This is a genomic window from Halomonas sp. PA16-9 (genome assembly GCF_009728585.1).
Taxonomy (GTDB): Bacteria; Pseudomonadota; Gammaproteobacteria; order Pseudomonadales; family Halomonadaceae; genus Vreelandella; species Vreelandella titanicae.
On the sequence record NZ_CP040451.1, the window covers coordinates 3,486,400 to 3,508,903 of the forward strand.

The 22,504-nt window shown below is 52.1% G+C and carries 23 protein-coding genes and 2 pseudogenes; 8 read left to right on the forward strand and 17 right to left on the reverse strand.

The features are described from left to right. Positions 1-49: 49 nt before the first annotated feature. From atpB to argC, 11 genes are all read right to left on the reverse strand, one after another. Complete coding sequence (gene atpB / locus FDY98_RS16285) at positions 50-877, reverse strand: F0F1 ATP synthase subunit A (protein WP_009286341.1); 828 nt, start codon at positions 875-877, stop codon at positions 50-52. 32 nt (positions 878-909) lie between these two features. Further along, complete coding sequence (locus FDY98_RS16290) at positions 910-1,302, reverse strand: ATP synthase subunit I (protein ID WP_022521050.1); 393 nt, start codon at positions 1,300-1,302, stop codon at positions 910-912. A gap of 205 nt (positions 1,303-1,507) precedes the next feature. Next, complete coding sequence (locus FDY98_RS16295) at positions 1,508-2,437, reverse strand: ParB/RepB/Spo0J family partition protein (protein ID WP_009286342.1); 930 nt, start codon at positions 2,435-2,437, stop codon at positions 1,508-1,510. A 15-nt stretch (positions 2,438-2,452) separates the two neighbouring features. Continuing rightward, positions 2,453-3,220, reverse strand: a complete 768-nt coding sequence (locus tag FDY98_RS16300; protein WP_009286343.1) for a ParA family protein — start codon at positions 3,218-3,220, stop codon at positions 2,453-2,455. A gap of 61 nt (positions 3,221-3,281) precedes the next feature. Then, positions 3,282-3,941, reverse strand: coding sequence for a 16S rRNA (guanine(527)-N(7))-methyltransferase RsmG (rsmG, locus tag FDY98_RS16305; RefSeq protein ID WP_009286344.1), 660 nt, complete (start codon positions 3,939-3,941; stop codon positions 3,282-3,284). Further along, positions 3,938-5,842, reverse strand: coding sequence for a tRNA uridine-5-carboxymethylaminomethyl(34) synthesis enzyme MnmG (mnmG, locus tag FDY98_RS16310; RefSeq protein WP_027958507.1), 1,905 nt, complete (start codon positions 5,840-5,842; stop codon positions 3,938-3,940). Before mnmG ends, rsmG begins: the two co-directional genes overlap by 4 nt. Positions 5,843-6,459: 617 nt before the next feature. Further along, entirely contained in the window at positions 6,460-7,230 is a 771-nt protein-coding gene (locus FDY98_RS16315; protein WP_027958506.1) for an amino acid ABC transporter ATP-binding protein, read from the reverse strand. Positions 7,231-7,241: 11 nt separating this feature from the next. Beyond that, positions 7,242-7,913: an amino acid ABC transporter permease gene (locus FDY98_RS16320; RefSeq protein WP_009286346.1), complete on the reverse strand. Its 672-nt coding sequence runs from the start codon at positions 7,911-7,913 to the stop codon at positions 7,242-7,244. A 118-nt stretch (positions 7,914-8,031) separates the two neighbouring features. Beyond that, positions 8,032-8,808: a transporter substrate-binding domain-containing protein gene (locus FDY98_RS16325; RefSeq protein WP_009286347.1), complete on the reverse strand. Its 777-nt coding sequence runs from the start codon at positions 8,806-8,808 to the stop codon at positions 8,032-8,034. 161 nt (positions 8,809-8,969) lie between these two features. Next, positions 8,970-9,323 carry an iron-sulfur cluster insertion protein ErpA gene (erpA, locus tag FDY98_RS16330; protein ID WP_007112206.1) on the reverse strand — a complete coding sequence of 118 codons (354 nt, stop codon included), beginning with the start codon at positions 9,321-9,323 and terminating at the stop codon, positions 8,970-8,972. A 103-nt stretch (positions 9,324-9,426) separates the two neighbouring features. Then, positions 9,427-10,461, reverse strand: a complete 1,035-nt coding sequence (gene argC, locus FDY98_RS16335; RefSeq protein ID WP_027958504.1) for an N-acetyl-gamma-glutamyl-phosphate reductase — start codon at positions 10,459-10,461, stop codon at positions 9,427-9,429. Positions 10,462-10,595: 134 nt separating this feature from the next. On the opposite strand from argC, the gene FDY98_RS16340 reads away from it, so the two are divergent. The 5 genes from FDY98_RS16340 to FDY98_RS16360 all read left to right on the forward strand — a co-directional run bounded on the left by FDY98_RS16340 (position 10,596) and on the right by FDY98_RS16360 (position 15,423). Next, the gene (locus FDY98_RS16340; RefSeq protein WP_027958503.1) at positions 10,596-12,431 is read left to right on the forward strand and encodes a chloride channel protein; all 1,836 of its coding nucleotides are present in this window, start codon (positions 10,596-10,598) and stop codon (positions 12,429-12,431) included. Positions 12,432-12,440: 9 nt separating this feature from the next. Further along, a complete protein-coding gene (gene hemJ, locus FDY98_RS16345; protein ID WP_022521043.1) occupies positions 12,441-12,872 on the forward strand; it encodes a protoporphyrinogen oxidase HemJ in 432 nt (143 codons plus the stop codon). Further along, the gene (gene thiD, locus FDY98_RS16350; protein WP_022521042.1) at positions 12,872-13,681 is read left to right on the forward strand and encodes a bifunctional hydroxymethylpyrimidine kinase/phosphomethylpyrimidine kinase; all 810 of its coding nucleotides are present in this window, start codon (positions 12,872-12,874) and stop codon (positions 13,679-13,681) included. The genes hemJ and thiD overlap by 1 nt, the downstream gene beginning before the upstream one ends. A 36-nt stretch (positions 13,682-13,717) precedes the next feature. After that, on the forward strand, positions 13,718-14,998 hold the full coding sequence (gene hemL, locus FDY98_RS16355) for a glutamate-1-semialdehyde 2,1-aminomutase (protein WP_009286351.1): 1,281 nt from the start codon (positions 13,718-13,720) through the stop codon (positions 14,996-14,998). An 80-nt stretch (positions 14,999-15,078) separates the two neighbouring features. Beyond that, the gene (locus FDY98_RS16360; protein ID WP_340146605.1) at positions 15,079-15,423 is read left to right on the forward strand and encodes a hypothetical protein; all 345 of its coding nucleotides are present in this window, start codon (positions 15,079-15,081) and stop codon (positions 15,421-15,423) included. Between the two features lie 135 nt (positions 15,424-15,558). Here the strand turns inward: FDY98_RS16360 and FDY98_RS16365 are convergent, their stop codons facing one another. The 6 genes from FDY98_RS16365 to FDY98_RS16390 all read right to left on the reverse strand — a co-directional run bounded on the left by FDY98_RS16365 (position 15,559) and on the right by FDY98_RS16390 (position 19,685). After that, positions 15,559-16,266, reverse strand: a complete 708-nt coding sequence (locus tag FDY98_RS16365; protein WP_155705956.1) for a hypothetical protein — start codon at positions 16,264-16,266, stop codon at positions 15,559-15,561. A gap of 59 nt (positions 16,267-16,325) precedes the next feature. Further along, positions 16,326-16,877 carry a hypothetical protein gene (locus FDY98_RS16370; protein WP_051430503.1) on the reverse strand — a complete coding sequence of 184 codons (552 nt, stop codon included), beginning with the start codon at positions 16,875-16,877 and terminating at the stop codon, positions 16,326-16,328. Positions 16,878-17,132: 255 nt separating this feature from the next. Next, positions 17,133-17,963, reverse strand: coding sequence for a CsgG/HfaB family protein (locus tag FDY98_RS16375; protein WP_027958501.1), 831 nt, complete (start codon positions 17,961-17,963; stop codon positions 17,133-17,135). A gap of 70 nt (positions 17,964-18,033) precedes the next feature. Further along, complete coding sequence (locus FDY98_RS16380; protein WP_051430502.1) at positions 18,034-18,447, reverse strand: curli assembly protein CsgF; 414 nt, start codon at positions 18,445-18,447, stop codon at positions 18,034-18,036. Next, positions 18,447-18,968: a CsgE family curli-type amyloid fiber assembly protein gene (locus tag FDY98_RS16385; protein ID WP_027958499.1), complete on the reverse strand. Its 522-nt coding sequence runs from the start codon at positions 18,966-18,968 to the stop codon at positions 18,447-18,449. Before FDY98_RS16385 ends, FDY98_RS16380 begins: the two co-directional genes overlap by 1 nt. A gap of 24 nt (positions 18,969-18,992) precedes the next feature. Then, positions 18,993-19,685, reverse strand: coding sequence for a response regulator transcription factor (locus FDY98_RS16390; protein ID WP_027958498.1), 693 nt, complete (start codon positions 19,683-19,685; stop codon positions 18,993-18,995). A gap of 281 nt (positions 19,686-19,966) precedes the next feature. On the opposite strand from FDY98_RS16390, the gene rdgB reads away from it, so the two are divergent. From rdgB to FDY98_RS16405, 3 genes and pseudogenes are all read left to right on the forward strand, one after another. Then, positions 19,967-20,575 (forward strand): RdgB/HAM1 family non-canonical purine NTP pyrophosphatase, encoded by a 609-nt coding sequence (rdgB, locus tag FDY98_RS16395; RefSeq protein WP_009286354.1) that lies wholly within the window; start codon positions 19,967-19,969, stop codon positions 20,573-20,575. Further along, a pseudogene (gene hemW, locus FDY98_RS16400) lies at positions 20,568-21,750 on the forward strand (radical SAM family heme chaperone HemW). Before rdgB ends, hemW begins: the two are co-directional and overlap by 8 nt. Before the next feature lie 76 nt (positions 21,751-21,826). Next, positions 21,827-22,499: pseudogene (locus FDY98_RS16405) on the forward strand (OmpA family protein). Positions 22,500-22,504 lie beyond the last annotated feature (5 nt).

Consider the following 22,504-nt stretch of genomic DNA (forward strand, 5'->3'; position numbering starts at 1 on the left):
AGGTCGAGGGTTGAGGTTAAGGGTTAATGTGTTTCAAGCATTGCTCGGATTAGTGATGCTCGTGTGCAGCGCTTAGATACACCACGGACAGCACTGTAAAGATGAAAGCTTGTAGTACGACGATCAAAATATGGAAAATGGCCCACGGCACATCCAGCACCCAGATAGCCCAGAACGGCAGCATGGCGATCAAAATAAAGATCACTTCGCCGGCAAACATGTTGCCGAACAGACGCATCGCCAAACTAAACGGTTTAACCAGCAGCGCGACAATTTCCAGCAGGAGGTTAAAGGGAATCAGCGCCCAGTGGTTAAACGGGGTCAATGACAGCTCTTTGGCGAAACCACCCACGCCTTTAACCTTAAAGCTGTAGTAAAGGATCAGTCCGAATACCCCTAATGCCAAACCCAGCGTGGCGTTCACATCGGTGGTGGGGACAATTTTCATGTAGTCCACGCCCAGCTTGCTGAACAGCACGGGGAAGTAGTCGACCGGAATAATTTTGAGCGTGTTCATGAACAGAATCCACACGAACAACGTCAACGCGAGGGGGGCGATGATCGGGTTATGCCCTTTAAATGTCCCCTTGATCATGTCCTCGACAAACTCTACGACCATCTCAACGGCATTTTGCAGACCACTGGGTACTCCCGTGGTGGCCATTTTGCCCGCTTTGCGGAAAATCCAGATAAACAGCAACCCCATGGCAATCGACCAGCCCATGGTATCCAGGTGAATGGCCCAAAAGCCCATTTCACTTGCTTCTTCTGCTGAATGCGCCAGCGACCAGCCGTTCTCAGGATGATTGCCAAAGGTCAAATTCTGCAAGTGGTGCTGGATATAGTAAGTCGTTGAGACTTCGTTTCCTGCGGCCATGGATGTGTCACCTCAATCAGTTGTGCAATTTTCTAGGCATTAGCGTTTTTTGGCATTAACCAAGGCGTAAGCCAATGCGTTAGAACAACTGCAACATAAGCATAAAAAAAGAAAGTAGGGTTTGAGGGGGGCGCTGCCACGAACACTGCAACAAACAGTGCCACCGTCAAACCAAACTTGCCTGCCTCGGCGCGAAACAGGCGCATCGCTGCCTTTGAAGGGCTACTCGCGCGTAAAACCCCCATTCGTTTGATAAAAAAGGCGTGCGGTAATAAGGCTACCAGCGCCCCTTTAAAAACCGATGACACGCCTTCTAAATCGGCGACTAGATAGGCGGCCAACATACCAACGAAGGTGATCATCAGTTGCGCGATCGTGAGCCGAACGATGTAGGCTTTTCGACGCTGGGTTTCGTATCGCTGCATACCGGCCCAGCCTCACTGATAAAAACCAATACCTCGACCAGCTAATAGCTAGACAAACCAAGGCAACCTGCACAAATCTTGCGCGATTATAGGGAAGCGCTATCACACCTTCAACCGAAGTCGCACCGATTTTGCCCGCTTAAGGGCTGATTTGCGACCAAAGGGGGAAAACGTGTGCGCTTCTTACGTGATATTGAATAGCCTGCTATTTAATATGATTCAAGATGCCATCCAATTCTTCGAGGCTGGTATAACGTATCGTTAACTTACCTTTGCCTTTTTGACCATGATCAATGGAGACAGGCGCACCGAGCAGTTCGCCAAGATGTGTTTCAAGCTTGGCCACATCGGGCTGCTTGCTTTGACGGTTAGGCGTTTTGGTTGGTGTTTGGCTGGTTTGGACTTTTTTCACCAGCGCTTCGGTGGCCCGCACCGTCATATCGTTATTGACCACCTCATGAGCCACCTGCCGCTGCTGGGTGCTGTTCAGCGTCAGCAAAGCTCTTGCGTGGCCCATATCCAGGTCACCCCGTTCGAGCAGGGTTTGCACTTCCGGATCTAGCGCCAGCAGGCGCAACAGGTTGGCTACCTGGGTGCGCGATTTACCCACTGCGTCGGCAATCTGCTGCTGGGTAAGCTCAAACTCTTCGCCCAGGCGCTTGAGCGCCATGGCTTCTTCGATGGCGTTGAGGTTTTCACGCTGAATGTTTTCGATCAGCGCCAGCGCCAGGGCAACTTCATCGCTGACTTCCCGGATCACCGCCGGGATAACGTCCAGCTCAGCAAGTTGGGCTGCCCGCCAGCGACGCTCACCGGCAATAATTTCGTAGCGATCCACGCCAATTGGACGCACGACGATGGGCTGCATCACGCCCTGGGCGCGAATGGAGTCTGCCAGCTCTTCTAGCGCTTCGGGCTGAATATCCCGGCGCGGCTGATATTTACCTCGCGTTAATTGCCCTAACGGCAGACGTTCAAGGCGATCTTCGCTAACGTCATCGGCCGCGGCACTACGCGCGGCGTCAGAAAGCTCCAACGGGGTGCCGCTACCGGCAAGTTCTAAGCTGTCACGGCGACGGGCACCGGCACCAATCAGGGCATCCAGGCCACGTCCCAGCGCGGGTTTACGCGTCATTCGCTTTTCCTCATTTTATAACGCTAGGCGACGAATCATCTCTTTCGCCAACACACGATAGGCCTGGCTACCACGGGAGAACCGGGCATATTGCGTAACGGGTAATCCGTGGCTCGGCGCTTCGGCAACTTTGACGTTGCGAGGAATGGTCGTTTTCAACAGCATGTCGCCAAAATAGTCACGCAACTGCTTATCCACTTCCCGCGTTAAGCTGGTGCGCTTGTCATACATAGTGCGCAAAATGCCCGCAATGGCAAGATCAGGATTCACATTTTGCTTAATCTGCTCAACGGTATCGAGCAGGGCCGACAGCCCCTCCAGGGCGTAAAATTCGCACTGAAGAGGGATCAGCACGCTATCGGAAGCCGTTAATGCATTCACGGTTAGCATGTTCAAAGAGGGCGGGCAGTCGATCAACACTACGTCATAGGCATCCGAGACCGAAGCTAGTGCGTTGGTTAAGCAGCTCTCGCTTTTATCGCGATCTAGCAGCTCGACTTCGGCGGCGGTGAGATCACCGTTACCCGGCAGTACGTCGTACTTGACCGCCAGCTTTTTGACAATCGTATCAGCGGCCGTTGCTTCGCCCAGTAGAACGTCAAGCACGCTTTTATCGAGCTCGTATTTATCGATGCCGCTGCCCATGCTGGCATGGCCTTGGGGGTCAAGATCCACCAGCAGTACGCGACGGTCGAGCGCAGCGAGACTGGCCGCCAGGTTAACGGCCGAGGTGGTCTTGCCCACGCCGCCTTTTTGGTTGGTCAGGGCAATGATCTGGCTCACTTACTCAACTCCTTCTGGGGGTCAGAATCAACGTTCAGCTTTCAACATTCAGCTTTCACATTTAGCTTTCAACATCCAAGATCAGCAGCTGCCGCTGGGCCGCTTCAAAGGGTACTTCCAATAGGTGACGCTGATATAAACGTATACCGGCGGGCAGGTCGCGCAGTTCATCATCCGCCCCCGGGCCTTTCATGGCTAACCACTGGCCATCGGCGCTGGGTAGCTGGCGGGTCAAGGTGACAAAATCGACCAAGCTGGCAAATGCTCGGGAAATCACCTGATCAAAAGCGGCGGCTTCAAACTGTTCCACCCGCGCCTGTACGGGAGTGACGTTTTCAAGCCCTAACTCCATTACCGCCTGACGCTGAAAGCGCACCTTTTTGCCATTACTATCCAGCAGTGTTACATCAAGCTGGGGGGCTAATATCGCTAATACGATACCTGGAAGCCCAGGACCCGCACCTACATCCAGTAGCCGCGGCCCCTGCACATAGGGCAACACAGCGGCGCTATCCAACACATGACGCGACACCATGTCGTCCACATCGCGCACCGCTGTGAGGTTATAAGCCCGATTCCACTTGTGCAACAGTGCCAATAAGCCTAGCAGCTGTTGGCGTTGATGTTCGTCAACGGCGATGCCTAATTGGGTAAGGCCTTGATCGAGCCGTGGTGCAACGCTTGTAGGTAGCGTCTTCAACAGTGGGTTCAACGAACTCATCCGTTAACTACCTCAGCTGCGGCTACCAACCGGCGCTTTTTCAGATGCACCAGCAAAATAGAGACGGCCGCCGGTGTAACGCCTGAAATCCGCGCCGCATGAGCAAGCGTTTCCGGCCGCGCTTCAGCCAGCTTTTGGCGAATTTCGTTAGACAAACCTTCGACTTTTAAATAATCCAGCTCCGCAGGCAGTGGCGTGGCTTCGTGGCGCTTGAGTTTATCGATCTCATGCTGCTGACGATCGATATAGCCTTGATACTTAGCCTGAATCTGCACCTGCTCGGCGACTGCTGGGTCAGTGACCAGGGTGCCCTCAATGCCGGGCAGATTGGCCAAATCGCTGTAATTCAATTCAGGGCGTTTAAGCAGATCACTCAAGCAATACTCGCGAGTGAGCGGTGCCCCGGTTTTTTCGGCCACTTGCTCAGCCGCTGGGCTTCCCGGTTGTATCCACAGGGTGCTTAGCCGCGCGCGCTCTTGTTCGATAGCCTCGCGTTTTTGGCTAAACGCTGCCCAGCGCGTGTCGTCGACAAGACCCAATTCCCGGCCCGCTTCGGTTAAGCGCAAATCCGCGTTGTCTTCCCGCAACAGCAGGCGGTACTCCGCACGGGAAGTAAACATCCGGTAGGGCTCTTTGGTACCCATAGTGATCAGATCATCAACCAGTACACCGAGATAGGCTTCATCGCGGCGGGGATACCAGGCGTCCAGCTCCTGAGCGCGGCGGGCGGCATTCAGGCCTGCGAGCAAACCTTGAGCACCGGCTTCTTCGTAGCCGGTAGTGCCGTTGATTTGACCGGCAAAAAACAGGTTGTGGATAAATTTAGTTTCCAGCGAGTGTTTTAAGTCTCGTGGGTCAAAAAAGTCGTACTCAATGGCGTAGCCAGGCCGGGTGATATGGGCGTTTTCCAAGCCTTTGATGGAACGCACCACCTGAATCTGCACGTCAAAGGGCAGCGAAGTCGAGATACCGTTGGGGTAGAGCTCATGGGTATCCAAGCCTTCGGGTTCGATAAACACCTGGTGGCTGGATTTATCGGCAAAGCGATGAACCTTGTCTTCTATCGATGGGCAGTAACGTGGCCCAATCCCTTCGATGACGCCGGAATACATCGGCGAGCGATCAAGATTGGCCAGAATCAGATCGTGGGTGTGCTGATTGGTGTGAGCAATGTGGCAACTCACCTGCTGAGGGTGCATCTCCCGCGATCCCAGGTAGGACATAACCGGCGTTGGGCTATCACCGGGCTGCTCTTCCAACTGGGAAAAATCCACGCTTTTGGCATTGATGCGCGGCGGCGTACCGGTTTTTAGGCGGTCAACCCGAAACGGCAGGGCGCGCAGACGTTCAGCCAGCGCGTTGGAAGGCGGGTCGCCCGCTCGGCCGCCTTTGCTTTGATCCAAACCAATATGAATCACGCCACCCAAAAATGTCCCGGTACACAGCACGACGCTGTCGGCATGAAAGCGAATGCCGGTTTCCGTGACGACGCCTCGTACGGTGTCGTTATCCACAATCAGATCACCAGCGGCTTGCTGGAAAATCGTTAAGTTGGGCTGGTTTTCCAGCATTCCGCGGATCGCTGACTTGTAACGGATGCGGTCAGCCTGGGCACGGGTGGCCCGAACGGCGGGCCCTTTGCTGGCATTGAGCACACGAAACTGGATACCACCCAAGTCCGTGGCAAGCCCCATGGCGCCGCCCAGTGCATCAATTTCCTTGACCAAGTGACTTTTGCCGATGCCGCCAATCGCGGGATTACACGACATTTGGCCCAGAGTTTCGATGTTATGGGTGAGCAGCAGGGTCTGACAGCCCATGCGAGCAGAGGCCAGTGCGGCTTCAGTTCCCGCATGGCCACCGCCGATGACAATCACGTCAAAGCGGTCGGGGTAATTCAAGAGACACCTCGTCTTGTGCCTGTCGGCACGGATGATGTGGCCAATGCAGTCGATTCTAGACGCAGCCACCTTAGATCAATGAGTCGGCAAGTATAAACCCCCTGTGGGTAACCGTCAGGTTTTTCCACACCCCAAATCGCTAAACCGCCTCTATTAATAACAACATAAATATAAAATAAGAGAAGTTCTGTAAATGTTGTAACTACTAGTGTGGACAATTTCTGTGTATAAGCGATTAATTATTAATTATTTCATCAACTTATATTGTTGACTTCTACATGTTTGAAGGCGGGAGTGCCTGGGTAGAAAGGGTGCTAAGCCTGTGGATGAAATAGCGCCTTATCCACAGATGCAATTGGCCACGGCTTATCCACCGGCCAGTACCTGGGTTGTTACCGCAGCTGTGAACAAGCAACGTTGGGTGTGGAGCTAACGCTGAGAGACGCCCATGGTAGTCCTTGCGGAGATAAAAACGATTAATGTAAAAAAAGTTTATCCACAGGCAAAAAAATGGCCTGTCGTGTCGACAGGCCGGTAAAAAAGCGTCATTTCGCATTAGCGAACGCGTTATTTAGGTGCCAAGCGCAGGTCTACGCGAGGGCATTGAGTGTTCACATCTAGTGTTTAAGCACCCGCGCAAGGAAGGATTGAGTACGTTCATGTTGCGGTGAATCGAACAGTTTTTCCGGGTATCCCTGCTCGGTAATCTCGCCTTTATGGATAAAAATCACCCGGTCGGCAACCTCACGGGCAAAGCCCATTTCATGGGTAACAATCACCATGGTCATGCCCTCTTTGGCCAGTTCACGCATGGCATCGAGCACTTCACCGATCATTTCCGGGTCAAGCGCCGATGTGGGCTCGTCAAATAGCATCAGCCGGGGTTCCATGGCCAAGGCACGAGCGAGCGCCACACGCTGCTGCTGGCCGCCTGAGAGCTGGCTGGGGTACTTATCGGCCTGGTCGGCGATACCCACCCGGTCAAGCAAACGTTTGGCATTGCTGACCGCGTCGTCACGGCTTAAACCGCGCACTTTCATCGGCGCCAGTGTGACATTATCAATGACGCTGAGATGGGGAAACAGGTTGAATTGCTGAAAAACCATGCCCACTTCGGTGCGGATGGTTTGCAGTGCTTGGGTGCTCTTTCCATAGGGCAGCAGTTCATTGTCATCGACCACCAGACTGCCTGATTGGAACTCTTCCAGGCCGTTAATACAGCGAATCAGCGTCGATTTACCTGAGCCACTGGCGCCGATGATCACGACAACTTCACCGGGCACAATCGTAAGGTCAATATCGTTGAGTACGTGCAGGCTGCCAAAGTGCTTGTTGAGCTGCTGCATACGCACAATTGGTTGCGTTGTGTTGTTCAATGTCTCGCTCATTGCGCGTGTCCTTATTGTCCGGCCAGGCCTCTGCGCTCAAGTTGGCGCAGGATGATGGAGAGCGTCCAGGTGATCGCGAGATACATCAGGGCGACCATAAAGTAGACCTCAAGGGCCGTGAAGGTGGTGGCGATATAGATCTGCCCTTGGCGCACCAGCTCACTGACGCCAATCACTGAAAACAGGGAGGTATCTTTGATACTGATGATGCCCTGGTTACCAAGAGGCGGGATCATGCGCCGAAACGCCTGGGGCCAGATAACGTAGCGAAACGCCTGAGTGCGGGAAAGGCCCAGAGAGAGCGAAGCTTCCCCTTGACCGCGCTCAATTGACTGCACACCGCCACGCACGATTTCAGAGATGTAAGCGCCGGAATTAACGGCGATCGCGGCAATACCGGCGACCAGGGCGTTAATTGGCCCACCCAGCAGTTGTGGTAAGCCGTAAAAAATAAACAGTACTTGAACCAGAATCGGCGTGCCGCGGAACACTTCGACATAAATGATGGCCGGCCAGCGTAGCCAGCGCAGGGGGCTAATGCGTAACAGGCCAAAGAATATGCCGATAAAAAAACCAATGGCCAAGCCGCCAAATGAGATAAGTAGCGTCCAGGGAATACCCGGCAGCAGGTAAGGGATAGACCCAAACGCCGCCGACCAATCAAACTGAAAATTGACGTCCACGCGTAGACTCCTGAAACAAAAAAGCAGTTGGCAAAAAACACATGATCAACGCAGCAGGGCCGGGGGTTTTGGCCACCCGGCCCTGTAATGGCGTTACGCTATTATAGAGGTTTTACACTCACTCTTCGCTGGGGGCTTCACCAAACCATTTGGTGTAGATCTCATCGTAAGTGCCGTCTTCTTTCATCGCGGCGAGCGCTTCGTTGGTGGGTTCCACCCACTCGCTGCCTTTGTGGAAGACGATGCCGTACTGCTGACCTTCATATAGCGGGCCAACAACCTTGGTACGGCCTTCGCCACGGGTTTGCGAGAAGTAGGCAACGTTAGGGGCGTCATAGAGCACCGCGTCAACGTTGCGGCCTAGCAGCGCCATGTACATGTCGGCAGTACCCGGGAAGGGGGTGATGTCAGCATCTTCGCCAAGCTCTTGCTGCAGGTAGTCGTAGCTGGTGGAACCAATTTTGGTACCAACGGCGAGATCCTGAAGGTCTTCTAGTGTTTCGACGCTGTCATTGTCGGCACGCACAATAATGCGAAGACCGGAATCGTAGTAGGGGTCGGAGAAGTCGACAACTTCGGCACGCTCTTCCGTAATGGTGGTACCGGCAATGGCGATTTCCTGGCTGCCGGTTTGCACGGCGGGAATGATGCCGGAGAACTCCATGGTCGTGAGGTTGACTTCAAAACCTGCGCGTTCGGCGACTTCGTTGATGATATCCATATCGAAGCCGACCATTTCGCCGGTCTCTTGATCCATCATTTCAAACGGCACAAAGCTTGGGTCAGTGGCCACGTTCACCGATGGCGTTTGGGCCATGGCGGCAGTGGCGCTGCCCAATCCCAGTGCAAGCGCCAGCGTTGTTTTGGTTAGGCTGAGTGGTAGTGCTATTTTCATAAGTTTCCCCGTGCTTTATATGGCTGATGGCGGGTTACAAAGCGGTTTTTTACCGTTTGATGCTCTTTATAAACCGTTATTTAAGCCGTTGTTGACCTATTAACCTTGGCGAGAAACCGTCAGGGCGTCAAGTCACGGGGAGCGCTGCGGGCCAACGCTGTTTAGACCATAAAGGAGGCGCCGCAGCCGCAGGTGGTGGTGGCATTAGGATTTTGAACGCGAAAACGTGCGCCCGCCAGGCCCTCTTCGTAGTCGACGGTGGAGCCTACCAAGTATTGGTAGGAGAGGGGGTCAACCACTAGGGCTGCGTTACCGAACTCTATTACGGTGTCATCGTCGGCGACGTTTTCGGCAAAGTCGAAACCGTACTGAAAACCTGAACAGCCGCCACCAGTTACATAGACCCGCAGTTTAAGGGATGGGTTATTTTCTTCTGCAATCAGCGCATTAATACGTTTTCGTGCGCTATCAGAGAGCAGTAGTGGAGTAGGAACAAAGGCTTCTGCACCGCTCATGGGTACCTCCCGCGAGCTTTAAGAACGAATAAATCGGCATTGGGGGGTGATTATGGGTAATTCCCAGCAAATTGGTCAACTATTCCTGGGAATTACTAAAACATTAAGGCATCAAGGCCGGGGCTGAGAGACCGGTGTTCTCGTCAAAACCGAACATCAGGTTGAGGTTTTGAATCGCCTGACCCGAAGCACCTTTGACCAGGTTATCGATCACCGATAGCACGACGACGGTGTTGCCATTGCCCGGGCGGTGGACTGCCAAGCGGCAGGTGTTGATGCCTTTGACACTGCGCGTTTCAGGGTGGCTCCCCGCGGGCATCACATCGACAAAGGGTTCGTCGGCGTAGCGCTGCTCAAAGAGTGTCTGCAGGTCGCCCGGCTCAGCGGTTAGCTGGCCGTAGAGTGTGGAGTGAATGCCGCGAATCATCGGCGTTAGGTGGGGCACAAAGGTTAAACCCACTGTGGATTGCTGGATATCCCTAAGTCCTTGGCTAATTTCCGGCAGGTGGCGGTGGCCCGAAGCGCCGTAGGCCTTCATCGACTCGCTGGCTTCGGCAAGCAGTGAACCCACTTTAGCGCCACGGCCTGCGCCGGTAACGCCGGATTTGCAGTCAGCAATGAGTTGGCTTGGGTCGATCAAACCCGCTTCCAGAAGCGGCAGGTAGCCCAACTGAACGCTGGTGGGGTAGCAACCGGGAACCGCAATTAAACGTGCGTTTTTGATTTTCTCTCGGTGCATTTCCGGCAGCCCGTATACTGCCTCTTGCAACAATTCCGGGGCACCGTGGGCCTGGCCGTACCAGCGGCTCCACTCGTCAGCATCGCGCAGCCGGAAATCGGCCGATAGATCAATCACCCGAGTGCCGTTTTCGAGTAGCTCACCGGCTAGGGCATGGGCAACGCCATGGGGTGTGGCAAAAAATACCGCATCCATGTCGCCCAGCTGTTTGGCGTCCGGCTCGCTAAACGCCAAGGTGTCGTAATGGCCGCGCAGGTTGGGGTACATATCGCACACCTTGACGCCGGTTTCCGAGCGCGAGGTAATCATGGCTACGTTGACTTGGGGGTGCTGGGCGAGTAGCCGCAGTAGTTCAACGCCGGTGTAACCTGTACCGCCAACAATGCCGACCTTAATCACAAATCACTCCTTACGGATGCTGCTGAGTAGAAAACCAAATTCGCTATTAGCTTAAGCATAGGACACCAAGCTGTTTAAGCGTATCCAGCTATGATACACAAGAGTGTAAAGATACAAGAGTAAGGAAGGTCGCTGTGGCGCGTTTTTCCCGATCGGATTTTACCTTAGAGAGTTTTCGTCGCCAGTTGGCCAATGTCGACGCCCTTCCGCAACTCTGTTTGCTGGGCCTTGTCTCGGGGGTTATTACCGGCGCTGTGATGGTGGCGTTTCGGCTGCTATTGGAAGCGGGCGCCGCGCTCTACATGACCGATGGCGACCCAGAAGCGTTTGAAAGCATGGTGCCCTGGCTGCGTGCGCTGCTACCTATGTTGGCGGTTACCCTTGTGGGTGTGCTGCTGTACCGGCAAAAACCGGCAGCGCGCAAGCTGGGCGTTGGCCATGTAATTGAGCGGCTTACCTATCATCAGGGCCGTTTTCCGTTACGCAATTGGTTAAATCAGTGGTGGGTAGGTGTTGTGGTGGTATTGGGCGGGCTCTCTGCTGGGCGCGAGGGCCCGGCGATTCATTTGGGCGCGGCGGCGGCCAGTGGACTAGGCCAACAGATGCGTTTGCCCAATAATAGTCTCAGGGTACTGGTGGCGTGCGGTACCGCAGCAGCTATTTCCGCTTCTTTTAACACGCCTATCGCGGGTGTCATCTTTGCCATGGAAGTGGTGATGATGGAGTACACCTTGGTGAGCTTTATGCCCGTGATTTTGGCCTCTACCATGGGTGCGCTGGTAGCACAGTTGGCTTATGGCAATGAACCCGCTTTTCGTATCCCCGAGATAGCACTAGGTTCACTGATCAACTTGCCGTGGATTGTGGCTACCGGGCTGGTGATTGGTCTGTTAGCGGGGCTGTTTATTCATATTTCACGCAACCAGCGGATTATGCTGTGGCCGCTCTGGATGCGCCTTGGCTTGGTGGGTGTGGCAACTGGCGCGGTGGCTTGGTGGTTCCCTCAGGTTCAGGGCATCGGTTATGACAGCGTGGCGGCGGCGCTCAATAACCAGCTGGAAATTAAAGTGCTGCTGGCGCTGATGATCGTCAAACTACTGCTTACAGCGCTAACTGTCGCTGGCGGCGTACCCATCGGTATTATCGGCCCGGTGTTGGTCATAGGTGCTGCCACAGGTGCACTGTTTGGTTTACTGGGAGGCTGGCTTTGGTCTGATAAAGCCGCGGATCCTGGTATTTACGCGATGCTAGGCATGGCCGCAATGATGGGGGCGGTGTTACAAGCGCCTCTTGCTGCCCTAATGGCGCTTTTGGAGTTAACCCATACGCCGAGTATCATGCTTCCCGGCATGCTGGCGGTGGTGGTGGCGTGCTTAACCTCGCGTCAATTGACCGGCTGTGAAGGTTTCTTTATTAGCACGGTGCGCTACGGGCTTCACCCGCTTCAGCAGCCTTTGATGCAGGCACTCTCACGGGTTTCGGTGCCTGCGGTGATGGAGCGTCAACTGGTGCGCACCGAGCGAATGATCACCCCTGATCAAGCGCGGCTTTTATTAGAGAAGAACCCAGTGTGGTTAGTGATTGAGCGGTCAACAGAGGAAAAACCTGTGCTGGCGCTAAAAGCCGCTGAATTGGCACGCTGGCTACTTGAGCACGATGAGGCGCTGCAGGGGGATGAGCCGCCTGAGGATGAGCTGATTGATCTACTGGAAATCCCCGGCCAGCGTTTAGAGCTGGCGCCGATTGGTTTACAGGCGACGCTTTCCGAAGCGTTTCTAAAACTGCAGGATAACGCTCTGGGGGCGCTCTACGTCGTTCATGGCTATCGCCCAAAGCAGCGGCGTATTTCAGGTATTATCACCCGTGGCGCCATCGAACGTTATTATCACTACACTGACCCCCGTGGTGCCGACCTTCGTGACAATGAAGTACGAGAGAATGATACCCGTAAGAAGGACTCATCACTTTAAGGAGCGACAATGTACCTATGGGTAAAGGCCATTCACTTAATGGCCGTAGTGACGTGGTTCGCTGCGCTGTTCTATTTACCCCGCCTGTATGTGTATCACGCCACTGCGCGGGATAACGGCGACGAACAGGCCATCAGCTATTTCAAAACCATGGAGCGTAAGCTCTACCGTGGCATCATGACCCCATCGATGATTGCGGTACTCATTTTTGGTGGCTGGATGCTCTATCTGGTGCCCGAATGGTTTAGCCAGGGCTGGATGCATGCCAAGCTGGCGCTAGTGGTTCTGCTTATCGCCTATCATCACGTTTGTTTGATCTATTTGAAGCAGTTTGCCCAGGATCGTTGTACCAAAGGCCATGTGTTTTTTCGCTGGTTTAATGAGGCGCCGGTGATTGCGCTCGTGGCGATTATTCTGCTTGCCGTTGTGAAGCCCTTTTGATGCGCCAACCGCTTCCCCCCGTGGTGTTGGTACTCGCCGGACATGATCCGACTGGTGGCGCTGGGTTGATCGCTGACAGTGAAGCCATTGCGGCCTGTGGTGGTTGGGCGGTAACGATCCCCACTGCGCTGACGGTACAGAATTGTCATAATGTGACCCGCGTGATCCCTGCTGAGCCGACCGCGATGCGCCAAATGGCCGAGGCAATTAGTGAGATGCAGGTCGCGGCGATTAAGATTGGCCTACTCGCTGACGAAGACACCCTGCGCGCAGCGGAGCAAATTATTCGTCGTTTTCCAGGCATTCCCGTGGTGGCCGATCCGGTCTTTAAGGCCGGTGGCGGAACTGAGTTATCCACACCTGCTTTGCGACAATTGTTTATTGATCGCTTGTTACCGCTTGTGGATATCTTAACCCCGAATCGCGCTGAGTTGGCTCAGCTTACGCCCGACATCATCACTCCTTTCGATGATACGGCCCGTGCGGTGGCACTGATGTCACAGGGGTGCCAAGCCATTCTGGTCACTGCCACGGATGAGCCGCTGCCCGGCAACGACCAACAGGTGGTGCACACCCTGCACTCGCCTGATACTACTCGCCAGTGGCAGTGGCCACGTTTGCCTGAATTGTTCCATGGTTCTGGCTGCACGCTGGCATCGTCTCTAGCTGCTCGTCTCGCTGTTGGTGAGCGCTTACCAACAGCTTGTGAGCAGGCTCAGCACTTTACTTGGCAAAGTTTGTCTCAAGGCTTTCAACCGCCCAGCGGCCAGTGTTTGCCACATCGTTTTTCACGGGCTGCCCGTTTTTGATCCTATCTTCTGTACGCCATTGACCGAGAGGATGCCATGACTACATCAGCTGAACTGTTCGATCTTGCCAGTCGCCATATACCGGGCGGAGTAAACTCACCCGTCCGGGCGTTTAAAGGGTTGCACCGCCCGCCGGTCTTTATGGAGCGTGCTCAAGGTGCCTTTCTGTTTGACGTCGAAGGCAATCGCTACGTGGATTATGTCGGCTCCTGGGGGCCCATGATCACTGGGCATGCCGACCAAGACGTATTGGCAGCCGTACGGGCGCGATTAGACAACGGCCTGTCCTTTGGTACCCCTACCGCAGTCGAAACCACCATGGCGGATTTGATCTGCGAGATGATCCCCTCCATGGATATGGTGCGTATGACCAGCTCGGGCACCGAAGCCACCATGTCGGCGATTCGCCTGGCGCGAGGTACCACCGGCCGCGATAAGATCGTTAAGTTCGAGGGTAACTACCACGGCCACTCTGATTCACTGCTGGTTAAGGCGGGCTCTGGCGCGCTTACCCACGGCGAACCCAGCTCACCGGGCGTGCCCACGTCGCTGGCTGAACACACTATTACCCTGTCGTTTAACGACCCTGAAGGGGTTGAAGCGTGTTTTAGCGAAATTGGCGATCAGATTGCCTGCATCATTGTTGAACCCGTTGCCGGCAATATGAATTGTATTCCGCCTCAACCGGGCTTTTTGGAAACGCTGCGCCGAGTATGTAACGAGTATGGCAGCGTGCTGATTTTTGACGAAGTGATGACTGGTTTTCGAGTGGCATTGGGCGGTGCCCAAGCCCACTACGGTATAGTGCCTGATCTAACCTGCTTGGGAAAAATTGTCGGTGGCGGCATGCCGGTGGGCGCCTTTGGTGGCAAGCGCGAGATAATGCAAAACATCTCCCCCCTGGGGCCGGTTTACCAAGCGGGCACATTGTCGGGTAACCCGTTGGCGATGGCTGCAGGTGTGGCACTGCTAACCAAACTACAGGTACCGGGCTTCCACGATGCGCTTACCCAGCGGGTTAACACCCTTTGTGCGGGCCTTCAGGAGCGTGCCAATGCCGCACGGGTGCCGATGATGACGCAGTCGGCGGGCGGTATGTTTGGACTTTTCTTCACCTCTCAAAGCCGTGTGGATAACTTTGCCCAAGCCACCGCCTGTAACCCGGATGCCTTCCGCCGCTTCTTTGGCGCGATGCTCGATCATGGCGTTTACTTGGCGCCTTCTGCTTACGAAGCAGGCTTTATGTCCAGTGCTCATACCCCGGAAGACATTCAGTTCACGCTGGATGCAGCAGAAAAAGCCTTTGCGGTAATGTAACGGCACGTAACCTAAAGCCAGCTATACTGTCAAGAGCCGCTCAACTTGAGCGGCTCTTGGCTTATATGAGAGTTACACTCATGGCACGACCAACGGCTTGGCGATACATGATCTGCGCAGCGGGGCTGCTGGTTTGCTTCCCGCTGGCTGCTCAGTCGCCTCAGGAGCAGGACATGACCCAGATCCATATCACCATGAGCGGTTCGCCGGGTGCTGCGTTTTCCGCCCATTGGCGCATTACCCATGAAGGCGAAACCACCGAACACGTTGAAGAGAGTGGGACGGTACCTGCTGAATACACCTTTACCGGTACAGAACTCGAAGGCACGGTAAAGCTGTTAAGTGACGATGAGCGGCTAGAGGTGGACATTCAAAAGGGCAGTAACCGGTCGCGTTCGTCGACTCAGGGGGCAGGGGGACATTGACGTTGATGATTCGTTAATGTTTGCATTCTTACAGTAATAAAAAAACCGCCCCTTAAGGGGCGGTTTACATGAACTCGATTTATTACCACTGAGTAGAGATAGCGGAGTTGTTATTGCCAACTTGCACATGAGTAGCTACTGCGGCGGTGGAATTCTGACGGATAGTAGATACGTTCTCCATACCATACTGACCCACACATTCGCCACATGACCAACGCCGTCTTGATAAATGTAAGATGCACTTAAGTCAGCATTGACCTGGATTACATTCGCATCGTTGTCATTACCGTTCTGGCTAATTAAACTCCAAGTTTCATCAGTACTGAGCGTTTGGTAAACATCGGCTGAGTTGCCATTACCTGTTTGCTCAATGATGGAGTCACTTTTATCAGAGTTTAATACTTGTCTTACATTTGCAGTATTGTGACTGCCGTCTTGCAGTATATAAGAATCATTTAGCTCTCCACCGGATTGCACGACAGAGGCATCATTGCTAGTACCAATTTGGTAAACAATTGACTCATGCTTTGCGCCGGTTTGGTATACCGACGAAGTGTTATCATCACCCAATTGCCCAACGCGTGAGTATTGTTTGCTACCGCCTTGGGTAGTTTCAGCATCGTTACCGTTACCAGATTGAAGGATTAATGATGTACGTGTTGGATCACGGTCAAATCCATTTAATCCAGAGCGAATACCCAGCTGCGCATCGAACACGGGTTTAGTTGTAGTGTTCGCACTTGGCGTTGTAGTTGAGTTTTGATAGTCTCGCGGATCAGCAGAAGCTGAAAATGCGCTAACTAGTGCGATGGCGGCAGCGAGAGTAGCGATTTGAGTTTTCATGGTGTTTCCCCTTGGTTTGATCGTCTTGCGCTGGTTGTTACTGAGAAGCTAAATGCGACTCAGTAGGTATCGATAGCGACCGGTCGTGCATTGCCCGAGTAATTTTGTTGTTCGACGCTAATGCTGCGTTGGCCACTGCCCGATTGTGAAATTGATATATCTCCGCTAATACCTAATTGATGAATATCAGCCCTAAAGGATAAATTGTTTCCTTGTTGGGAAATGTTGGCAGCGTTGTCGTTACCCACTTGCCAAATCACGCCAACATTGTCACCACTACTTTGCGTAATATTGGCTTGGTTATTATTGCCAAGTTGATTAATATGTGAAAAGTTTGCGAATTGATAACTTGAAGAGCGTGATTGGGTTACATTAGCTTGGTTGTTATAACCTTGTTGTTGAATAATGCTAACATTTCCTGCTAATACTGAGTTATCCACTTGAGCTGCATATTGATAAACTCGTGAACTTTCTACTAAATTTGTTGAAAATTTATCGTTAGCTTCGGTTGTAGTAATTGCCACTATCATAAGAACGGCTGCTACAAGAGAGTAGTGCCAGTTCTTATTGGCTTTACATTTTGTAATTTTGTAGCTGTCTGAAGGTTGCATACATTGTCCCTTTGAAACTAATTGTATCTTTTTGTTTCATGGGTTGAGTTTGGACTAATTTGAGATAATTTCTATCATATTTTTTATTAAGACTTAGTTTGTTATTGTAGTAATTTATATTTAATAATTGTTTAGGTTTGTGGTTTTTGATTTACCATTTTTCTAATACCAGTAGCTTTTGAATAAAAAAAGCTGCTCAATGAGCAGCTATAGTCAATATCGCTAATGCTTTTTTAGTGTTTTATAAAAGTACGTTTAAAGCATTGGTATGGAGGCGTTAAGATATTCACTTAAAATAGTATCTTGAATATTTGTATCCGGTGCTAAATTCCAAAGTTGGTTTTCAATACCTCTTGCGATGAGGTGAATTACGGAAGATTCAATCGCTGACATGACCGCTAACTGAACAGGCTCATTCGTGGTAAGGCCTACCTCAGCCTCGAGTAGACGACGAAAATCGATAAAACGATAAACTCCTGCTCGCATCTCTTTAGAGTAAATTGTTTTTGTAGTGGTTACGTTAGCCAAGACTTCCCCGGTGGATATTTCAACCGCACGTAAATTGACCGTTACCTGATCAACTTGGTATTGACCTGAGGCGCCAATACCGAAATATTCAGCGCCAGCTCCCCCTGTGCGTACGTTGGATTCATAAGCTATAATACCTCCTTCCAACATCACTGAGGCAGCACGCAGCGACGGAAGTGTATCGGGCTGACCAAAGCGTTCGAATTCGGCGCGGATAATGCGTCTCTCGGTAAGCAGGTTTTGTAACCCCACACGCTCAAGCGGTATAAACCAACCAGAATCCGCCAATGCACCGGTCAGCATTGCTGCGGCACCTTGGGTAACAGCGGTCGAAAACGTGCTTGCGGGGGCTGGGCGATATTGGCCAGTTTGATCACGAAAGTCATAAACTGAAACAAAAATGCGCCCTGCCGGTGGCGGTAAAGAGACCAGATCTTGGTAAGTGGCGCCTCTTGGAGTGAGAGTTGGTTGTGCACCTTCCAAGTTTTCAGACGTCGCGACCATACCTGCACAGCCAGTGAGTAAACTGGCTAGTATGATAGATACAATAATTTTCATGGTGTTCCCCTGATGAAACAGGTTGGGTTTGTCTTTTTTAATTTCTTTGGAATTGTTGTTTAACTATTTTTTAAGGATTGAATAGGCCACCCACACTGATTTCTGTAACGTCACCAGTTATTTTATCAACAACGCGTACGACGAGTTGCCCACTATTATCACTCACCACTACCCCAAACTCATCACTATCAAAACTTCCTTCACTGACCTCTCCACGACTGACGTCAGAAATTAGCTGGGAAATAAGTCTACTTTCCAAATTTTGTAACAAGCGTTCAGTTGAAGATAGGCTTTGAAAACTGCGTGTATTTGGATCTTTATTTGTATCTTGCGCCTGCGCTTTCCCTAGCAAATAGCTGCCCACAAAGGGGTCGCCCCCAAAGGATGGATTAAGTGGCTTGTAGATTAAATCCCCAGCCTGGGATGTTGCGCATAGTAAAGCGGACAACCCGGTTACGACTAAGCCATTTTTTATAGATTTCATTAGAATAACTCCTCTTTCCCCAAGTCTTGGTCGGAAGATACCGCTGCGGATATTTGCCGTTCAATCAGTGCTCTTTCGACGGTCTGCACGGCTTCCCCAGCCGCCCTATCGGCTTCATTTATTCTTGGGGAGAGCTGTGTGCGGAAATACATACGATTGCCTTCCATTACCCATATTTGGCTACCCCATCGGGCATCTGGGCGCTCTTTAATGGTGATGGTGGCATTGCCAATAATCAGGTTATCCATCGCCCGTTGGCTAAAGGCACGATAAAAGGTTTTACCGGCCATGGTGATCGTGCGGTCTACCATGACGCCAGTCAGCTCACTTCCCCCGTTAGCGTTGCCGCGCACTTCAGGCCCATCAGGGCTTGAGAGCTGATTAATCGCGTCGATGGCCGCTTGTTCGTTAGCGGGCAACACTTCGTCCGAAGGAACTGGCTCGTTGGCCAGTACTAAAGACGACATGATCCACATCGCTATGGTTAAAGAGCCGATGCTCAAACGGCGTATTGATGGCATGACAGTTACCCTTGCGCATTAGCGCTAACGATGTCGTTGAAGACTGCGTGCGGTCTCAATATTGGGCAGAATCGGGCCCAGGTTCTGATGAATCCAGTTGAGCGCTTGAATGCGGTTGTGAACGTTAATTTTGCGAAAAATGTTGTATAGGTGTGACTTAACGGTGTGTTCGCTAACAAACAGCTTTTCGGCAATTTGTTGATTAGAAGAGCCAGCACTAAGTAGGGAAATAATTTCCATTTCCCGGTTAGTGAGTCCGCAGGCTGGGCGGAAAGCATTACTTTGGTATTTGCGATAAAACAGGATTAAACGCGCCATTAAATCTCGTGACATCCACAGCTCCCCTTCAAGCAGCGAGTGGATGCCTTTACAAATTACCTCAAGGCTTTCATTGCGATAAAAAACGCCTTTTAACTGAGCGCACGAAAGTGCTTCAAGGGCGTGATCCATATCATGAATATTGAAGGCCGCTAGGGGAGTTTTAGTTAACGTGTCGGGTAACTTATCTTGCCACTCTGGCAGTGCATCAATGCCAATATGATCGCTGTCAATGAGAATCAGCAAGTTGCCCGATGCGGAAATAGGTAATGCTGTATGAGGAGAATGGATACTAATTTGACAGCCGGTGTGTTTGTTCAAGTACTCAGCGAACAACTGAACCTGGGGACTTTTTTCGGTAACGACATACACCGTTCCGGTAGACTTTTCCTGCGACATTGGGTGGCCCTCGTGGAAAGAAAGAGTGAGCAGGTAACCACTGAAGTGTTGACCATAAGATACGTTTCGTAAAGTTTTGTTATTAAATATATGGTAAAAATATTTTTCATCTCTTCAATATTTTCATTAATATGGAAAATATTGTTATTTAACAAATGTTTATTATTAATTAAGCAATAAATTAATTACCTAATTATTAGATACGTTATGTAACATTTTGATGGCTTTTGATACCAGCAGTGAGCGCGTAAACTGCAGTTCTACTGTTAGGAGTACATACCATGGCCGCCGTCAATACCCTTGTACTTGCCAGTGGCAATACAGGAAAATTAAGAGAATTCAGTCAGTTACTTTCACCTTTGGGGTTCGATGTTCGCCCCCAGGCGGATTTTGGCGTCACGGATGTGGAAGAGACGGGGCTAACCTTCGTCGAAAATGCACTGTTAAAAGCGCGTGAAGCGAGCCTCATCAGTGGATTACCTGCATTAGCTGACGATTCTGGGCTTGAAGTAGACGCACTCAATGGTGCGCCCGGTATCTATTCCGCTCGGTATGGCGGTGAGCCGAGAAGCGACGAGAAAAATAACCAAACGTTGTTAGCCGCATTAAGTGACTGTGCGGAAGGGCAGAGAAGTGGACGTTACTGGTGTGTGCTGGTTTATTTGCGCCATCCGAAGGATCCGGTGCCGGTCATTGTGCAACGGAGTTGGGAAGGCGAAATTCTTGCTCATCCCCGAGGGAAGGAGGGGTTTGGCTATGATCCGCTTTTCTGGTTACCTGATCAGGGTATGAGCGTCGCCGAGCTGCCCAGCGAAAGTAAAAATCGCCTTAGCCATCGTGGTCGCGCGTTGCAGGGGTTAGTGGAGTTACTGAAGGTGGCGCATGGCTGATACGTTGCCGCCACTCTCTCTCTATATCCACACGCCCTGGTGTGTCCGTAAATGTCCGTACTGTGATTTCAATTCTCATGAGCCGGGCACACACGGTTTTACACCGCGAGATTTACCTGAAGCCGCCTATCTAGATGCGCTGTTACAAGACCTGGATAGTGATCTTGACCTGGCGGCTGGTCGAGAAATTAAAACCATCTTTATAGGCGGTGGGACTCCCAGCCTGCTGTCCCCCGCATTTTATGAACGATTACTGAAAGAGATCCGGATCCGTTTACCCTTCTCTAAAGAGATAGAAATTACCTTAGAGGCTAATCCAGGTACCACGGAGCAAGAGCGTTTCATTGGTTACCGGAAAGCAGGCATTAACCGTCTTTCGCTGGGTATTCAAAGTTTTCAGCCTGATCAACTGCATGCGCTGGGGCGAATTCATAGCGGTGATGAAGCGATTACTGCGGTAGCACAGGCGCGCCAGGCAGGCTTTACCAACATTAACATTGACCTTATGCACGGTTTGCCTGATCAAACGCCTCAATTGGCGATGGATGATATTGCCCAAGCGCTGGCATTGGCACCTGAACATCTCTCTTGGTATCAGTTGACCCTTGAACCGAATACCGCCTTTCACTCCCACCCCCCGGTACTGCCAGAGGAAGAGGCGCTTTGGGATATTCAGGATAAAGGGCATCAGCTCCTAGAGCAGGCGGGCTTCAAACGCTACGAGATCTCGGCTTACGCTAGTGCCGGTCACCAGAGTCGCCATAACCTTAATTACTGGCAGTTTGGTGACTACCTAGGGATTGGCGCTGGTGCCCATGGCAAGCTTAGCCGTATTGACTCAAATGGAGAGTGGCACATTGAACGGCGCTGGAAAACTCGCCAGCCAGACGCCTACCTAAAGCGCGTAGATGATCTGCGTGGCTTTATCGCCGGTAAACAGCTGATAAAAACGGATGAGCTACCGTTGGAGTTTGCCATGAACGCTTTACGTCTCACCGACGGGGTCGCTTGAAACATGGAGAGCTAACACCGGTGAAGCGCCTGCAAGGTTACTCACGCGTTTACAATCTGCCGAGAAAAAAGGACTTTTGATGCAAATGCCTGAAAAACTGCGTGCATCGCCTCAAGGTCTATTATTCTTGAATGAGTTGCTAGCTTTGATCAGTGATGATTGACCAGCAATCTACAGAAATTTTTTTCTGAAATAACAGACTTGAACCATCAAGCTTGACGACTTACAAGGAGTGAGTGATGCGAATTTCTCGACTACTGACACCGTTGGCGGCTGCTATTCTACTGGCCGGTTGTGCTACATCGGATCCTTACGGTGGCCAAACGCAGCGCTCTAGCACCGCTATGGGCACCGGGATTGGTGCCGCCGTGGGGGCCGCTGCAGGCGCTCTGTCTGGTGATGGCAGCACCAGCCGTCGTGACCGTGCACTAATTGGTGCTGCCGTGGGCGCAGCAGCGGGCGCTGGTATTGGTGTTTATGGATCGCCAAGAGCAGCAGCTACGTGAAAACCTACAGGGGTCACGCATTGAAATCGATCGCCGTGGCGACGATATCGTGCTCAATATGCCCAGCGGCGTTACCTTTGGCTTTGACTCTGCTGAGTTGACTAGTGAAGCGCGTGGCTCACTCAATGAAGTTGCTAACGTACTTTCTCAATACCAGGATACCCGCGTTAGTATCGCTGGCCACACCGATAGTACCGGTGACGCGAGCTATAACCAGCGTCTATCTGAGCGCCGTGCCCAAGCCGTCTCCAGCTACTTGTCTCAGAACGGCGTTTCATCCATGCGCCTGAATACTTCTGGTTACGGTGCTACTCAGCCAGTCGCCAGCAACGACAATGAGCAGGGCCGTGCTCAAAACCGTCGGGTAGAAATTACCTTGACGCCTACCGGTAACGGCCAGGGCTAAGGGCT

Bases quoted from the DNA above. Each gene is read 5' to 3' on its own strand.
- atpB (WP_009286341.1), bottom strand. From the start codon at position 877: ATGGCCGCAGGAAACGAAGTCTCAACGACTTACTATATCCAGCACCAC.
- FDY98_RS16290 (WP_022521050.1), bottom strand. From the start codon at position 1,302: ATGCAGCGATACGAAACCCAGCGTCGAAAAGCCTACATCGTTCGGCTC.
- FDY98_RS16295 (WP_009286342.1), bottom strand. From the start codon at position 2,437: ATGACGCGTAAACCCGCGCTGGGACGTGGCCTGGATGCCCTGATTGGT.
- rsmG (WP_009286344.1), bottom strand. From the start codon at position 3,941: ATGAGTTCGTTGAACCCACTGTTGAAGACGCTACCTACAAGCGTTGCA.
- FDY98_RS16315 (WP_027958506.1), bottom strand. From the start codon at position 7,230: ATGAGCGAGACATTGAACAACACAACGCAACCAATTGTGCGTATGCAG.
- FDY98_RS16325 (WP_009286347.1), bottom strand. From the start codon at position 8,808: ATGAAAATAGCACTACCACTCAGCCTAACCAAAACAACGCTGGCGCTT.
- erpA (WP_007112206.1), bottom strand. From the start codon at position 9,323: ATGAGCGGTGCAGAAGCCTTTGTTCCTACTCCACTACTGCTCTCTGAT.
- hemJ (WP_022521043.1), top strand. From the start codon at position 12,441: ATGTACCTATGGGTAAAGGCCATTCACTTAATGGCCGTAGTGACGTGG.
- thiD (WP_022521042.1), top strand. From the start codon at position 12,872: ATGCGCCAACCGCTTCCCCCCGTGGTGTTGGTACTCGCCGGACATGAT.
- hemL (WP_009286351.1), top strand. From the start codon at position 13,718: ATGACTACATCAGCTGAACTGTTCGATCTTGCCAGTCGCCATATACCG.
- FDY98_RS16360 (WP_340146605.1), top strand. From the start codon at position 15,079: ATGGCACGACCAACGGCTTGGCGATACATGATCTGCGCAGCGGGGCTG.
- FDY98_RS16365 (WP_155705956.1), bottom strand. From the start codon at position 16,266: ATGAAAACTCAAATCGCTACTCTCGCTGCCGCCATCGCACTAGTTAGC.
- FDY98_RS16370 (WP_051430503.1), bottom strand. From the start codon at position 16,877: ATGCAACCTTCAGACAGCTACAAAATTACAAAATGTAAAGCCAATAAG.
- FDY98_RS16375 (WP_027958501.1), bottom strand. From the start codon at position 17,963: ATGAAAATTATTGTATCTATCATACTAGCCAGTTTACTCACTGGCTGT.
- FDY98_RS16380 (WP_051430502.1), bottom strand. From the start codon at position 18,447: ATGAAATCTATAAAAAATGGCTTAGTCGTAACCGGGTTGTCCGCTTTA.
- FDY98_RS16385 (WP_027958499.1), bottom strand. From the start codon at position 18,968: ATGCCATCAATACGCCGTTTGAGCATCGGCTCTTTAACCATAGCGATG.
- FDY98_RS16390 (WP_027958498.1), bottom strand. From the start codon at position 19,685: ATGTCGCAGGAAAAGTCTACCGGAACGGTGTATGTCGTTACCGAAAAA.
- rdgB (WP_009286354.1), top strand. From the start codon at position 19,967: ATGGCCGCCGTCAATACCCTTGTACTTGCCAGTGGCAATACAGGAAAA.